Genomic DNA, 15,526 nt, shown 5'->3' on the forward strand with positions numbered 1-15,526 from the left:
TTCTTAATCTATTAAATTATCTCCATCGATTAACGATGGAGATTTTTTGTCGCTTACTATCCCAGTTACGGAGTTGGCTTCTTAAATTGTCGAGCAAAAAAATAAAACGAACACACCCTAAATCAGATTTTATCTCTTATTTATAGGTATATTCGTTTTGTTTTTGTAATTTCAAATTAATGATTATTCGCTTGATTTGTTATCTTCCCCGGCGGCGTTTTGAGATTCAATATTTTGTGTACTTTGTTGCTTGTTATTTAATTCTTCAATTCTACGTTTGATTGATTGATATAAATTAAGCAATTCTTGTTCATTTTCTTCTTGTGTTAAATGTGGTAAATAAGCAAAAGTCGATTGCAATTGAACAAATAAATCATCGTTTCTAATTTCTTTAGAAATCAAACTCTTACGTCCAAGTGAATTTCTAAATACGTAAAGCATAACATCGTATGCAATATCTTCGAGTAATTGTTCAAATTTCTTGGTACCTTCTTCGGTATAAATTTGGTAAGGATTTTTTTGTGAATATTGAACTAAATTAACATTCGAACGTAATTTATCCATTACGTTAATGTGGTTTTGTCATTTGCTATCCAACACACCAAGAATGATTCTACGTAATTCGGAATTAACATAAGTTTCATCCGAATTTTCGATTGCATTTGCTTTTCAATCTTCAAATGCTTTAATAACTTTTTCAGAAATATATTCTCATAAATCAGCTTCATGAATTGTTTTCATTTCTTCAAAATCAAATTCATATTTAATGATTTTTCCGATGTTTTCTTGTAAGAAATTATATAAAGCTTGATAATCAAAAGTATGATTGTGTAATTTGTAAATATCACTATTAACAATTGTTTTAATTGAAGAAATAATCATTCTCTCAACAATATAAGGAGTATCGTCAGATAGTAAAATTAAATCTCTTTGTGAATAAATTAAGTCTCTTTGTTGACGGATAACGTCATCATAATTTAAAACACTTTTTCTTGAATCGTAGTTAAAACCTTCGATTTTCTTTTGTGCATGATTGAAACCAAAAATTAAGTTTCGATTAGTAATTTCTTTTCCATTCGCATCAGAATAAGCAGCTTTAAAACTTTCATAATTACTAAATCTTTGCATTAATTGATCGTCAAGTGAAATGTAAAACTTACTTGTTCCAACATCTCCTTGTCTACCACTACGACCTTTAAGTTGGTTATCAATTCGACGTGATTCAGCTTTATCTGTCCCTAAAACGTACAATCCACCTAATTCTAAAGCTTCTTTTGAAAGTTTAATGTCAGTCCCACGACCAGCCATGTTGGTTGCAATTGTAACTGAACCAACTTCACCAGCGTGTGAAATGATCTCAGCTTCAGCGGCATTTTGTTTTGCATTAAGAACTTGGTGCGGGATTCCCTTTTTGACAAGCATGTTGTGGACAATTTCAGAGTCTTCAATTTGAGCAGTTCCAACTAGCACAGGTTGTTTTTTCTTGTGCAGTTCTTCAATTTTTTCTACTACAGCATTTCATTTGTCTTCAGCACTTGCAAAAATAGCATCAGGTTCATCAATTCTTGCAATTGGTAAGTTGGTTGGTACCACATTTACACGCATATTGTAAATGTCGATAAATTCTTGTTCTTCAGTTTTACCTGTCCCTGTCATACCACACAACTTATCAAACATTCTGAAGAAGTTTTGGTAAGTAATTGTTGCTAAAGTTTTTGTTTCCGGTTCAATTTCAACCATTTCTTTTGCTTGAAGTGCTTGTTGGAGTCCCTCTGAATAACTTCTACCATCCATAATTCTTCCGGTAAATGCATCAACTAGTTCAATTTTCCCTTCACGGACAATGTATTCAACATTGTTTCTCATGATTTTGTGTGCACGTAATGCATTAGCAATACGGTGTACAATTTCACTATTTTCAATGTCATAAAGACTTTCGATTTTATAGAAGTTGTTTGCTTTTTCAATACCAGAGTGTGTTAAACTAATTGCTTTTGATTCGTCATCAATTACAAAATCATCATTAGTTAATGTTCTTACGAATTGGTCTGCAGCAAAGTACAATTGTGTATTTTCACCTTCACCACCAGAAATAATTAACGGTGTTTTAGCTTCGTCAATTAAAATCGAATCAACCTCATCGATTAAACAAAAGTGAAGACCACGTTGTACTTTTTCAGCAATGTTTTCCACCATGTTATCACGTAAATAATCAAATCCCATTTCAGCATGGACAGAATAGGTAATGTCCGCCGCATAAGCTTCACGCTTTAAGTATGTTGGCATTTGTTCTTTATTAAGTCCGACAGTTAAACCTAAGAAATTAAATACTTGTCCCATCTCTTGGGCATCACGCTCAGAAAGATATTCATTAACTGTTGAAACAATGGCACCTTTTCCTTCAAGAGCGTTTAAATAAACCGGGGCAATTGAAGTAATAGTTTTACCTTCCCCAGTCTTCATTTCGGCAACACTACCTAAATCTAAAAGAATACCACCAATCATTTGAACATCATAAGGTCTTTTACCTAAAATTCTTTTAGTAGCTTCACGTGCAACTGCAAAAGCTTCAACACGAAGATCTTGAATCGTTTCACCATTTGCTAAACGGTTTTTGAATTCGATTGTTTTATCTTGTAACTCCTGATTTGTTAATTTTGCAATTTCAGGTTCTAATTTATTAATTTTATCTAAAGTTTTTTTTGCAATCTTCATTTCTGACGACGCAAAAATACCAAAGTGTTTTGAGTTTTTCATACTATTTAATATTTTAACAATTTTTATATTTTCTTTAATTATAAAAGCGGACAACAGTCCGCATTTATTGATTTAGATTAATGATTTTCAAATAATTCGTAAAACTGATTGATTAAAGTTAGATAATCAATGATTCACTCACGAACAAATTTTATTTCATCAATCATTTTTTGCGATTGATAAAAATCATTTAATTTTTGATATTCATTATATAAATTATTTAAAAAACTAATTTGAGATTCATTAAATTTATTTTTATGATCGCTGAATTGATATTTTCCATTTTCATAATTTTGGACAAAATATTCATTTTGTCATTTATTTCCTAAAATTCGTTCCAAATAATATTTACTAATATTTAGGAGTGAAAATAACCAGATTGTGTAATTTGGAGCATAAACATTAGCTAGTGAATAAAAACATGCTTGAATCAGGTTTCTAAAATTTTTCCGGTCATTTTTATGCTCGTTTTTATCAAATTTGAAATTTTTAAGAAGATTTTTAAATCTTTTTTCGATTATGTCAAGTTTTATATTTAAAAGATAATAAGAATTGAGAGTCTGTAAAATTTCACGAGTTGAAACTATTTTTTGAATTCCTAAAGTGATAATTTGTTCGTAAAGAAAAGAATTTTTACCACAAACATAAGAATTACCATTTTCATCACATTCAATAATTACTTCTTCAGATTGATTAGATATAACTAGTTGATCAATTTCATGTTGTTCTTGTGCAATTCTGGGAATTTCATTTGAATTTAGTCAATTATTTTCGTCTTGAATTAAACTAATTCATGTTTCTTTGTCGATGTTTTCAAAATAAATAGTTGTTAAATTGTGTAATTTGTAGCTTTGTGATTTTAAAGCGTTTTTAGCTAATTGATCAGCTTCTTCATTGAAAATTACTCCACTATGTGATTTAACATGTGAAAATTCAATATGGATTAAATCCTTTTTTTGTTCATAAAAATCAAGATAATTACGTGTAATTTCATTTTTTGCATCTCATTCTTTATTAGGTCATTTTGCTATACCTTCATAATCGTGGAATATTTTGATTTTAGATTTTTGGTTTGCTAAAGCTCATAAAATAGCTTCTTTAGCACCTTCAATTTCCCCAGCAACGTTACGAAATTTGACATAATCAGGATTTTCAAAACCTCTGGATAAATAATCATTTGCTTTGGTTGTAATTAAAACTACACCGAAACTGTATTTTTCTTGTTGTTTTGAATCTTTGGTATAGCTTCCATCGACAAAAGCTAAAACTTCTTGGTCTGTTAAATTATCTATTTCCAAATCAATTGCGACATTTGTCGAATCTTGTTTTTCTACTGGTGAATCTGAGTTTAAATAATCCAAAGCTTGATCTTTAGTTGCGAAAGCTTTATATTTAGCGTTTGGAAATTTAGTAACTTGTTCTTGAGTTTGACCTCAAGTTTCATAGATTCCTGGTACTTTACCAACTTTAACTGCGTAATATTTTTTTTGGCTCATTTCAACTTCTCTTATTTTCTTATTTATTTTAATTTTACACTTATTTCATAGTCATATTTTCGAAAATTTGTTAATAATAAAAAATCCAGATTGAAAAATCTGGATTTAAATGGTCTACTCAAGATCGTCCTTACTTTGTAATTTAGCTCTACGTTCATTGCTTTTTTGAATTTCGGATTGTGGATCGTTTAAGAATTTATTAATATATCAACCAACTCCACCTTCTTTATTTGTTTTTGCAATTTTAACTGTTGCATATTTACGAACGTCTTTTGAAGCATTCCCCATCGCTACGGCTATGTTAGCAATTTTAAACATTGGTACGTCGTTAAATCCATCACCAATAGCAATTACGTTTTCAGCTTTAACATCATAATATCTCATTAAAATGCTTAAAACTTTACCTTTATTAACTGTAACATTGGTAATATCGAAAACTGGTGTTAAACCCTCTCCTTTCGATCAGTAAGAAAATTCTCCTAAATCTCCATAACGGACTTTTAAGTATCTGCGTAATTCTTCTGGATTTGAGTTCGGTTTAATATCAAAAATAATACCAGTAGGTTTAAGTGGTACCTTGTGAAAATCTAATCCGACTCTGAATTTGGAGCTAGTGTTAAATCCAAAAACCTTTTCTAAATCTTCATCCCGGTGTTGTAATTGAACTCATCCTGGTCCTTCGATAGCGATATTTGTAATGTGTTCTTTGATTTTTTCATCCCCAAGAATGTACAACATTTCGTTTAAATCTAAATATTTAATGTAAGGGATAAAATCATCATCGTGAGGATGGTGAATGTGAGCACCATTATAGTTAGCAACAATTGTGTCCAATTTTAATGCGTCGTAAATGTGTTTTGTCCCACGTCATGGCCGTCCAGTAATGATGCATACAACGTGTCCCTCGCTTCTAGCTCTTTGAATAGCCTCTACTGTACGATCGTGAATTTCCCCAGTCGCTGATGAAGAAAGAGTCGTTCCATCTAAATCAATTGCAAATAAATATTTTTCTTTTTCCATTATTTGACTCCTATGTTATGTTTTTAAATTGAACCTTTTCAACGGTTCCTTTTTCGATGTTTAAATCAATTAAACAATATGATTTTTTACTTCCAAATCTTGGATATGTGATGCTACCTGGATTGATAAAAGTTTTACCAGTTTCACTGTCATAAAAATGTACTGGATAGTGTGAATGTCCATAAACGATTAATTTTTGATTAATATGTTGAGTTGCATTTTTGATTTTTTCTTCATTAACTAAGGTATCGTAACCACCTAAAATATGTCCATGTGTTAAGTAAACACTAACATTACCTAGATTAAATTTAGATTCAAGCGGTAAGCTTCGATCAAAATCATTATTACCAGTCACAAAAAAGTGAAAATGATTTTGAATTCATTCAAACTCTAATTCAGTGTCCCCTGAACTTATTGCTAAATCATATTTTTCATTTTTTAAAATGTTTTCAGCTTGAGTTTGATTACCATGAATATCAGACATGCACAAAACTCTTATCAAATAGTTGTTTTGCATAAAATTCTCCTTGAATTATGGTTATTAAATTTTACTATATTTTTTGTCTTTAATTTACAAGACTGGAAATATTCCACATAAAAATCGATTTTTTATACCTAAAAAGCTAAATTAAATAAGAATTCGATTATCTAAATAATATATAATTAAAAAATGCTTAATATTGTTTTATATCAACCTGAAATTTGTCCTAACACAGGAAATATTATTCGTACATGCTTTGCAATTGGTGCGAAATTGCACATTATTAAACCAATTGGTTTCGATTTACATCCAAAGTTTTTAAGAAGATATGGAGCTGGTCGAATGCTTAGTGACATTCCGCATGAAGTTCATGCATCATATGATGATTTTGCACAGAAATATGGAGATAAAAAAATCTATTATGTCACACGTTATGGTTTAAAAAATTATTCTCAAATGGACTATAAAAAAGACTTTGAAAATAATGGTGAAATTTGATTAATGTTTGGTCGTGAATCAACCGGAATTGAAAAATCGATTTTACAAAAAAATATTGAAACTTGTATTCGCATTCCGATGGTTTCAGCAATGAGAAGTATCAATTTAGCCAACTGTGTAAGTATTTTAGGTTTTGAAGTGATGCGCCAACTTGATTTTAGTGATTTAAGTCAATATGAAGTTCAGAAAGGTAAGTTTTATTTACTAGAAAATGACAATAACATCTAAAGATAATCCTTTATTTAAGAAAATTTTAAAATTACAGCAAAAAAAGTACCGCAATTTAGAAAAACAATTTTTAGTTGAAGGTCACCATTTAGTCGAAGAAGCTTTTGCAGCTAAATGTTTAAGAAAAATTATTACGACCGAGTTTATCGAAAAATATCAATCAATCGAACAAATTATCATTTCAGAAAATTTAATGAATTTATTAAAAACAACAGTTACTTCACAAAAGATTTTCGGTATTTGCAATTTTTTAAAAACTCCAGCAAAAATTGGTAATAACGTTGTTTTTTTAAATAAGTTACAGGATCCTGGTAATATCGGTACTATCATTCGTATGTGTCGTAGTTTTGATATTGATACTTTAATTTTGCAAAATTGTGATTTGTATAATGAAAAAATAATTAGAGCAAGCCAAGGAGCTATTTTTAAATTAAATATTCTAAGTGTTAAAAATACCGAAATTTTAAAGGAATTAAAGCAAAACTCTTATCAAGTTTTTGGAACTAAACTTGATGAAAATGCCAATAAAATAAATGACGTCGATTTTAGCAAAATTCATAAAAAAGTGATTGTTTTTGGTAACGAAGGTGCTGGGATTGATCAAGAAATTGATGGATTGATGGACAAAAGTATTTATATTCCAATTAGTTTCGAAAGTTTAAACGTAGCTTGTGCGGCTGCAATTGTATTAAATAAATTAAGGAATGGTTAAAAGTGAAAATTAATGATGTTTACAAAAAAATTCAAGATGCAAAATTTGTTAGAGATTTAAACGGTTACAATATTCGAGAAGTTGAAGTGTTTAGACAAGAAATGTTATTGATTTTAGAAAATGAAATCAAGATTCGTGAAGATTTAGAGAATAAAAATGAGTCTCTTTTCGAAGAAAATAAAAAACTAAAAAATGAACTAGATAAGTTACGTTTTGAACAAAAAAGAAGTGAATCATTAAATAAAAAGAAAGAATAATATGAGTATAAAATTAGACGAAAATTACGAAAACTTAATTAACTGATATCCGGGACACATGGCTAAGGGGATGCGGGACATTAAGGAAAAAGCTGATTTATGTGACTTGTTTATAGTTGTTTTAGATGCTCGTTGTCCAATTAGTTCCTACAACGAAAATTTTGATGAAATAGCACCACATAAACCAAGACTTTTTATTATTACCAAATCAGACTTAATGGATATTAACAAAAAAGACTTAATCACAGCACGTTTTGGAAATAGCAATGTTTTATGAGTTGACTTACGAAAAGGTTCTTCACGTAAAAAAATATTAGATAAAATAACTAAGATCATGAAACCAAAAATTGATGCAGATAAGAAAAAAGGTTTAATGAATCCTAGAATTAAATGCTTTGTAGTAGGTGTCCCAAATGCGGGAAAAAGTTCTTTAATCAATTTAATGTCTGGTAATGGTAAGTTAAAAGTCGCTAACTTTCCCGGTGTGACTAAATCACTTCAATGAGTTAATAATGGAAATCATTGGTTTCTCGATACTCCTGGTATTCTGCTACCAAAATTCGATGATCAGCAAATAGGTATTAAATTATGTGCGATCGGTTCGGTCAAAAGCGAAATCTTTCCGCTGAATTTTTTAGCCAGTGCAGAATATAAATTGCTATGTGATTATTATCCAAACTTAATTGAGAATTTAGGTTTAAAGGTATGTGAGGACGATTTAGCGATTTTAAATGAGTTCTATAATTTAGCAGAAATCAAAAACTTTCGAAATTCAAAAAATAAGCTTGATTTAGAAAAAACATATAAATGATTTATCGAGTGAGTTAAAAATTTAAAAGCTGTCACTTATGACTAGGTTGAGTGTCCAACTATTAGCAAAAAAACTCACTATCAAATCAATAAGTTAAGTTTTTAATCTTTCGATTAAACTTTATTTTTTAACGATGTATAATAATATACCAATCAAATTTAAGGAGTCAAAATGAACAGTATTAAAATGTTTTTATTAAAACCGGAGTATTACGATAACTACGAAAACATAAAAGTTCGTGGTTGAGTTTCTGCTAACCGTGGAAACAAAAAAATGCGTTTTTTAATGGTTAATGATGGATCGACAGTTGCTAACTTGCAAGTTGTATTCAAAGGGGAAAACTTCGATTACGAATTATTGGACCAAGTGAATTTAGGGGCTGCTGTCGAAATCATTGGAACACTTAAAGCAACACCTGAAGCAAAACAACCAATTGAATTGTTAGCGACAGAGTTTAAGTTGTCGAAAAACACAAACGATTTTCCGATTCAAAATCAAGAAATCGCACTTGAAACATTAAGAGAAATGCCACATGTTCGGCACAGAACAAATTTCTTAAAATGCGTTATGTTGATTCGTTCGACTTTAGCTCAAGAAATTCACCGTTTCTTTATGACTAGAGAGTTTTATTACATGTCAAGTCCAATTATCACTTCAAACGATGGTGAAGGAGCTGGGGAAACTTTTAATGTTGACGATGATTCAAAAGAACCATTTTTTGGAAAAGGAAATAGAGCGACTTTAGGTGTAACTGGTCAATTACATGCTGAATCATACGCAATCGGAATGAAAAAAGTGTACACTTTTGCACCTACATTTAGAGCTGAAAATTCAAATACCAAAAAGCATGCAGCTGAGTTTTGAATGGTTGAACCAGAAGTTGCATTTTATGATTTAAAAGATGACATCAAATTAGCAGATGACATGTTAAAAGTGGTTATTCGTAATACAATTGCAAAGCATCCATTTGAATTTGATTACTTAGTTAAAAATATTGACGAAAATCTATTAGCAAGATTGAACAAGTTTTTAGAAAGTGATTTAAAAGTTATTGAATATCGTAAAGCTATTGAAGAACTTGCTAAAGTTAAAGATCGTTTTGAAAATCAAGACATTAAATTTGGATTAGATTTAGCAACCGAACACGAAAGATACATTTCAGAAGTATTATTTGATGGTCCAGTTGCCGTAATTAACTTCCCTAAAGACTTTAAAGCATTTTACATGAAACAAAATGATGATAATGAAACAGTTGCAGCATTTGACTTATTAGTCCCAGGGATTGGTGAGTTAATTGGTGGATCACAACGTGAAGAAAACTACGATAAATTACTTAAGAGAATTAATGAATTAAACATTGATGCTGAATCCCTTGAGTGATATTTAAACTTAAGAAACTTCGGAGATTCAGGTAGTGCCGGATTTGGATTAGGATTTGAAAGACTTGTAATGTACGTAACAGGTGCTGACAACATTCGTGACGTAATTCCTTATCCTAGAACTAGCGGAAACATCAGAATGTAAAAATAAAGAGCAAACCCTTATGCGGTTCGCTCTTTTTTGTACCTAAATTGTAAATACTTGATCAAGTTTAGCAATCATTTGTTGGTTAAAATGGTGCGACACGAAGATAATTGTTTTATTTAGACTAACCAAATAATCAAAAATTTTGACTTGATTTGCTTTGTCAATGTTACTTAATGATTCGTCCAAAACATAAATGTTTTTATCTTGCATTAATGTGTTTAATAAAATCAATCTTTGTTTTTGACCTAAAGAGAGTTTGTTAGTTTCAGTGTTTTGGTTAAAATCAATAAAATCAATTACTAAATTATCTAGTAAATCCTGAACCTGACTTTGTTGTCAATATTCTTTTTCAATTATTTCAGGTAAGATAATTTCATCATTCATCAATGCAAAATTACTTGATAAATCGTCACTTTTTTGAATGGTATAATCGTTTAATTTGATTGTCCCTTGATAATTTGGTAATAAGTTAAAAATTAACTCAACTAATGTTGATTTACCTGCTCCAGATTTACCTGAAATCAAGTATTTTTTGTTTTTATCGATTGTTAAATTTATGTTGTCTAAAATTTGTTTATCTTCATATTTAAAAGATAAATTTTCAATGCTTAATTTTTCAAATTCGACTTTGTTTAAGAGATTTTTGGTTTGGAATTTTGCAAAGAAATCGTTAACTTTTTTGTTGTATTCTTTGATTAATTTTACATCTTCGAACACATCAAATAAAGCTCTAAAGTTACTATCAAAACGATTGAAGTATGTAACAAAAATGATAAATAGTGACAAGCTAATGATTTGATTTTGATACATCAATAAACCGGTTACAAAACAAGTTGCTAAAGCGATTCAATTCAGTAAATTTTGAATAAAACCGAATGTTGATGAAATTGCAGCATATTTAGCTTCTTTGATGTAAATACCATTGATATTTTTGACAAATAAGTGAGCAATTAATTTAGTTTTATCTGCAAAGACGAAACTTAAAAAGTTATTTGCATAATTTCCAATTTTAATAAAAAGATTTTCCTGCAATGCTTTTGCTCGAACGGTGTTTTTAGCTTTGAATTTAATGGTGATAAGTTGTATTAAGAATTTAACAATTGATATAGCTCAAAAAATCAAAATAATCATTCAAGCTAAATAAGCGTATAAAATTGTGTATCCGATAACTACTGTAATATAGGATAGAATGGTTACTTGAACCAGTGCGTATTGAGCAACGTTATTTGAGTCTGTTTCAAGTAAGTTAAGAAAACTTTCGTTAGCCTGATTTTTGAAATCTCTTGGATGAATTTCGTTTAATTTATTAAAGAAAGCGTAACGTAAATTATTTTGAGTTGAGTATATTAATCAGATAAATAATTTTTGTTTATAGTACTCAAAAAAGATTGAAAAGATTTCACATCCGATAAATCCTAAAAGAAAATAGAGTGACATACTTAATTGTGAAGCATTCAGGTTTTCAAGCGCTTTATAGAATAATCATGTGCCTAAAACAATAAAAATTGAATTCAAAACACCAATAAACAAAGCTTTAAAATACGATTTTTTATCTTGTAAAATTAATCTATTTCACTTCATGTATTGCTCCTTGTTCAATTTTTCAAACTCGGTTAAAGAAACTTTGTTGTGTAGGTGTTAAATTGTGTGAAACTAAAATGATGGTTCGATTTAATTTACTAATGTATTCTAAAATAATATCAAGTGTTTTGTGGTCAATATTACTTAAAGATTCATCTAAAAATAAGACTTCTTTATCACTATTAAGTGCACGAATTAATTGAATTCTTTGCAATTGACCAAGTGAATGTTGATAATTATTTGTGTCCACTGACTCATTTAAGTCTAATTCACTTAACTTAAAAATGTCAATTAGATCACGAGTTTGAGCTTCTTTATCTGGATCAAAAAATGTTAAATTCTCCATTAAGGTACCTTCAATTAAATCACCTTTTTCGCGTGAAAGGTACGAGATATTGAATAAATCTAAATTGTTTACTTTATTATTATTTAATTCAATTTGTGTTTCGGAAGAAAAAGGTAATAAACCACTTAAATATTTAATCAATGAACTTTTTCCGGAACCGCTGTGTCCGAAAATTACAATTTTGTCATTTTGATTAATTTGTAAATTAACATTTGATAATATTGTTGTTTTTTCTTCAGGAGTAATAATTTTAGCGTTATTATATTTAATTTCCTGAATTGTCCCGTTAGGGACAGTGTGCGACTCTGGTAAATTAAAATCATCAAAAATTTTGCTATATAAATTAGATCTGAATTGACTAAATTGTGCTTTTCCGACATAAATACTTAAGAAAGTATTAAGTGATCCGTTAACAAAAGTTTTGAGATTTGGTAGTGTTACAAAAATTGTTGTAAAGACTGTTAAAGGTAATAAGTTTGGTTTGTATAAACAAATTAAAAGCGAAATCAAAATAATTAAAAAGCTATAAACTAGTGAAATACAGTTATTTCAAAAGTAATACAAACCATATAGGTGTGATAATCTTGGAAGTTTTTGAATTAAAGTACTTTTTAGTTCTTTTTGATATCAATGTTCCAAAATTGTGAAATTGTTATTAACAGAACTTGAGAATAACATATTTGAAGCGTTTGCAGAAATTTGTTTTGGTTTAATCATTAAATCGTTATTAAATTCAGTTAATTCTTGAATGTTAAACTGTCCGCAAACAGGGGCAACTAACGCAATTAATGATAAAGGAATAATGTAAGAAAGTGCAATCGGACTTAAGATTCCAATCATTACAATACTACTTATAAATGAGACAACATTAATGAATACTTGTAAAATAGTCAAATAATAAGCATTGACTAAAAATTCAGGTCCATTTGTATAAGAAACAACTACGTCATTTTTTGAAACTAAGGCTCATTTACTTGGATTTTTGCTTAAATGTTCATTAATCAACTCTCTTAAAACGGTTTTTTGAATAAAAATGCCGCTAATATGTAAAAGAATTCTGAAAATAAGGTAAAAAAGACAAAAGATAAAGAAATCAATAAGAAAAATATTAAGTTCTTTTGAGTTGTTGAAATTCGTACATTATTTTCTAAATTACTAATAAATTGATTTAAGTAATAAATTTCAAAATAATTAATACAAAAAACCAAACCGGCAAATAAAATCATTAAAATGAATAATGAAATATTTTTCTTTGCTACGTTTTTCATATACCTCCTTTTTTGAGTATTTGTTTTTATTTACTTGTACATCTATAGGACAAATTGAAATAAATCTATTTTCAATTTGTGAGCGATAAGGTTCATTTATCGTTTTTAAAGTTATTTATTTTCTTTAGTTTATGTTATGAAAAACAAAAAAACATGGACACTTTTTTGCATTAAAGTATTCCATGTTTTCATTCGCTTTTAAATTAAATATATTTGTTAAATTTATTCGATTTTATTGGAATTTCAAATGCAAAAAATATTAATCTTTCTTAAAGATTAAGCTCTTCTTCATAATAATGTAAAAGACTTTTGCATTTATGTAATTCATAACAAAATTATTATACCTTTTTGTTTTTATATCGCTTTTTTTTTTTTTTTAGAAAAGACCGAAAATAGCATAAAAAAAACGCCATTTTTAGCATTTTTTGGTATTTTTGGTAAAAAATTAAACTAATGGTTTTGCTAAATTATAGATAACTTTAACCAAAGAAGTAGTTTTTTTGTTGTAAAACTTGTGATGTTCAAGTGGAATGGATTTGCTTTTGTAATCATTAACAATTTCAATTAATTCACTTACTATTTCTCCGCTAACTAGGTTCATGATTTCATATTGAGCAAACATACTTCTTGAGTCGAAGTTGTTCGTTCCAAATCATGCAATTTCATCATCGACAATTCCTAATTTAGTATGTAAAAAATGATTTTCCATGATATAAACTTTAATACCATATTTACTCAAGGATTTAAGTTGATTTAAGGTGATATTGTAAATAAATTTTTTATCAGGTAAACCAGGAATATAAATTTCAATATCTAACATTGATTTTGCTCCGATGATTAATAGTTTTCAAAGAGCATCAGTAATTGAAAAATAAGGAGTGACTATTTTAATTGACTTTTGAGCGTTAGCAAACAATTTTAATCAATACATTTCACTTTCAGAATAAGTTAAGTTTGGTGAATCATCAATTAAAATTATGTCACTATTATAATTTTGAACTTCGTGAGTGTAATTTTGTAATTTTGGAATAATTTCGATTTCTTTTTTAGTAATAACTTCTCAAAAATAAGCAAAATGAATTATGTATAAATTAACAATTGGACCACTTAAAATGTAGTTTAAATCAATAAAGTGACCAAATCTTTTGCTAAAAGAAGCATATTCATCAGAAATATTATTTCCGCCAGTATAAACTTTTTTATTATCGATAATGAAGAATTTTTGGTGGTTACGGTAGAAACTATGACTAACTATAAAGGGATAATATATTTTTCCGATGTACTTAATTTCAACATTATCGAAATTTTTTAGTATTTCAAATGGATTAATTCCAATTGAACCAGAACCAAAATAGTCAATTAATCATTTAATTCGTACACCTTCGGATGCTTTTTTTTCTAAAATGTGGACTAGTTGATCAAAAATTTCACCTTTTTTAATGATATAAGAAACAATTTCGATTGATTCTTTTGCTTCATTGAGACCGTTAAATAATTCTTCGTAAAAATCAAATCCCTCTTTGACGATTTGAGTTTGCGAATTGACAATTCCGTTTTTGTTCATATTATGATATTTTTTTAATTTACTATTAAAACGATCAACTTCTTTTGAATATTGATGATTATTGTTATACAGGTTGTAGTTGAATTTTGGATTAGTTCTTAACTTAAATTCGTATTTATTTCAATATGATAAACCATAAATATAATATAAAACGTGTCCTAAAATCGGAAAAATAATTGTCACCAAAATTCATGACAATTTTGTAGCGCTTTGACGACGTTGTTTTCAAATTAAAAAAGTTGTTATTAAATTTAAAAGATAAATTCCTAAAAAAAGTAAATATAAAAATTGACCATTAACTAAATAAGTTAATAGCAATACACCACAAAAATAAGCTAAAATAATGATAATTTGAATTATTCATAATAAAATATCGCTAAATTTACTCTTTTTCATATTTCAATTATATTAGATTTAAAATTACTCGTTCAAACTAATGTTATTCCAAAGTTTTATCAAATACAGCATTTAAGATCTATTTTCTGATTATTCATTCGTTTGTGTCGCAGTTAAAAATTTGACTTGCTTGATTTGTCCCAGGTCCAAAGTTGAACACGTTTGAGTTTGATACTTCCGGAAAAACATCGTGTGCTTGGTTAATATCTATCGGTTGTTGACCACTTTTGTTTGCACTGGTGGCATACATGGGACCATTTTGTAATAAAAATTCACATAATTGGGGACAGTTAGGCATGCGGAAACCTTGATCATTGACAATAACACTAAAAGCCCCTGGTCAGTGTTTATTGGCAAATTGATCTGCTTTCTCGTTTCATTGTTTAAATGAACGAGCTTGTTCAAGACTTCCGACTAAAATCATAATTTTCTTTTCAAAAGGTCTGTTTTTTAGAAAATAAATTTTTTCTAAACTTTGATCATTAATTTTGCACGCAATCCCAGTTACTGTGTCGGTTGTAAAAATAAAAATATCGTCAAAATTTTGAAATTTCATAGCTAAAATATTTTATTTAATTTTTATT

Annotated in this window: 14 protein-coding genes; 5 read left to right on the forward strand and 9 right to left on the reverse strand. The window is 28.6% G+C overall.

Annotation, left to right across the window (positions count from 1 at the left end; all coding sequences use genetic code 4):
* Positions 1-183 precede the first annotated feature (183 nt).
* The 4 genes from secA to BLA55_RS02825 all read right to left on the reverse strand — a co-directional run bounded on the left by secA (position 184) and on the right by BLA55_RS02825 (position 5,790).
* The gene (secA, locus tag BLA55_RS02810) at positions 184-2,757 is read right to left on the reverse strand and encodes a preprotein translocase subunit SecA (protein ID WP_073372575.1); all 2,574 of its coding nucleotides are present in this window, start codon (positions 2,755-2,757) and stop codon (positions 184-186) included.
* Between the two features lie 77 nt (positions 2,758-2,834).
* Positions 2,835-4,253: a ribonuclease H1 domain-containing protein gene (locus BLA55_RS02815; RefSeq protein WP_073372576.1), complete on the reverse strand. Its 1,419-nt coding sequence runs from the start codon at positions 4,251-4,253 to the stop codon at positions 2,835-2,837.
* 114 nt (positions 4,254-4,367) lie between these two features.
* Entirely contained in the window at positions 4,368-5,273 is a 906-nt protein-coding gene (locus BLA55_RS02820) for a Cof-type HAD-IIB family hydrolase (RefSeq protein ID WP_073372577.1), read from the reverse strand.
* A gap of 10 nt (positions 5,274-5,283) precedes the next feature.
* On the reverse strand, positions 5,284-5,790 hold the full coding sequence (locus BLA55_RS02825) for a metallophosphoesterase family protein (RefSeq protein ID WP_073372578.1): 507 nt from the start codon (positions 5,788-5,790) through the stop codon (positions 5,284-5,286).
* 153 nt (positions 5,791-5,943) lie between these two features.
* Between BLA55_RS02825 and BLA55_RS02830 the strand changes: the two genes are divergently transcribed.
* From BLA55_RS02830 to asnS, 5 genes are all read left to right on the forward strand, one after another.
* On the forward strand, positions 5,944-6,480 hold the full coding sequence (locus BLA55_RS02830; RefSeq protein ID WP_073372579.1) for a tRNA (cytidine(34)-2'-O)-methyltransferase: 537 nt from the start codon (positions 5,944-5,946) through the stop codon (positions 6,478-6,480).
* The gene (locus BLA55_RS02835) at positions 6,464-7,192 is read left to right on the forward strand and encodes a TrmH family RNA methyltransferase (RefSeq protein WP_073372580.1); all 729 of its coding nucleotides are present in this window, start codon (positions 6,464-6,466) and stop codon (positions 7,190-7,192) included. Before BLA55_RS02830 ends, BLA55_RS02835 begins: the two co-directional genes overlap by 17 nt.
* A 2-nt stretch (positions 7,193-7,194) precedes the next feature.
* Complete coding sequence (locus BLA55_RS02840) at positions 7,195-7,449, forward strand: hypothetical protein (RefSeq protein WP_073372581.1); 255 nt, start codon at positions 7,195-7,197, stop codon at positions 7,447-7,449.
* A 1-nt stretch (position 7,450) separates the two neighbouring features.
* A complete protein-coding gene (gene ylqF / locus BLA55_RS02845; RefSeq protein WP_073372582.1) occupies positions 7,451-8,305 on the forward strand; it encodes a ribosome biogenesis GTPase YlqF in 855 nt (284 codons plus the stop codon).
* Positions 8,306-8,431: 126 nt separating this feature from the next.
* Entirely contained in the window at positions 8,432-9,784 is a 1,353-nt protein-coding gene (gene asnS / locus BLA55_RS02850) for an asparagine--tRNA ligase (RefSeq protein ID WP_073372583.1), read from the forward strand.
* A 42-nt stretch (positions 9,785-9,826) separates the two neighbouring features.
* Here asnS and BLA55_RS02855 read toward each other — a convergent pair whose 3' ends face one another.
* The 5 genes from BLA55_RS02855 to BLA55_RS02875 all read right to left on the reverse strand — a co-directional run bounded on the left by BLA55_RS02855 (position 9,827) and on the right by BLA55_RS02875 (position 15,498).
* On the reverse strand, positions 9,827-11,368 hold the full coding sequence (locus tag BLA55_RS02855; protein ID WP_073372584.1) for an ATP-binding cassette domain-containing protein: 1,542 nt from the start codon (positions 11,366-11,368) through the stop codon (positions 9,827-9,829).
* Positions 11,355-12,719 (reverse strand): ATP-binding cassette domain-containing protein, encoded by a 1,365-nt coding sequence (locus BLA55_RS02860; protein WP_073372585.1) that lies wholly within the window; start codon positions 12,717-12,719, stop codon positions 11,355-11,357. The genes BLA55_RS02855 and BLA55_RS02860 overlap by 14 nt, the downstream gene beginning before the upstream one ends.
* Positions 12,720-12,724: 5 nt before the next feature.
* The gene (locus BLA55_RS02865) at positions 12,725-12,982 is read right to left on the reverse strand and encodes a hypothetical protein (protein ID WP_073372586.1); all 258 of its coding nucleotides are present in this window, start codon (positions 12,980-12,982) and stop codon (positions 12,725-12,727) included.
* Between the two features lie 445 nt (positions 12,983-13,427).
* Positions 13,428-14,942, reverse strand: coding sequence for a phospholipase D-like domain-containing protein (locus BLA55_RS02870; RefSeq protein ID WP_073372587.1), 1,515 nt, complete (start codon positions 14,940-14,942; stop codon positions 13,428-13,430).
* Positions 14,943-15,021: 79 nt separating this feature from the next.
* Entirely contained in the window at positions 15,022-15,498 is a 477-nt protein-coding gene (locus BLA55_RS02875; protein ID WP_073372588.1) for an L-threonylcarbamoyladenylate synthase, read from the reverse strand.
* Between the last annotated feature and the right edge of the window lie 28 nt (positions 15,499-15,526).

The organism is Mycoplasmopsis pullorum (assembly GCF_001900245.1).
GTDB lineage: Bacteria > Bacillota_I > Bacilli_A > Mycoplasmatales > Metamycoplasmataceae > Mycoplasmopsis > Mycoplasmopsis pullorum.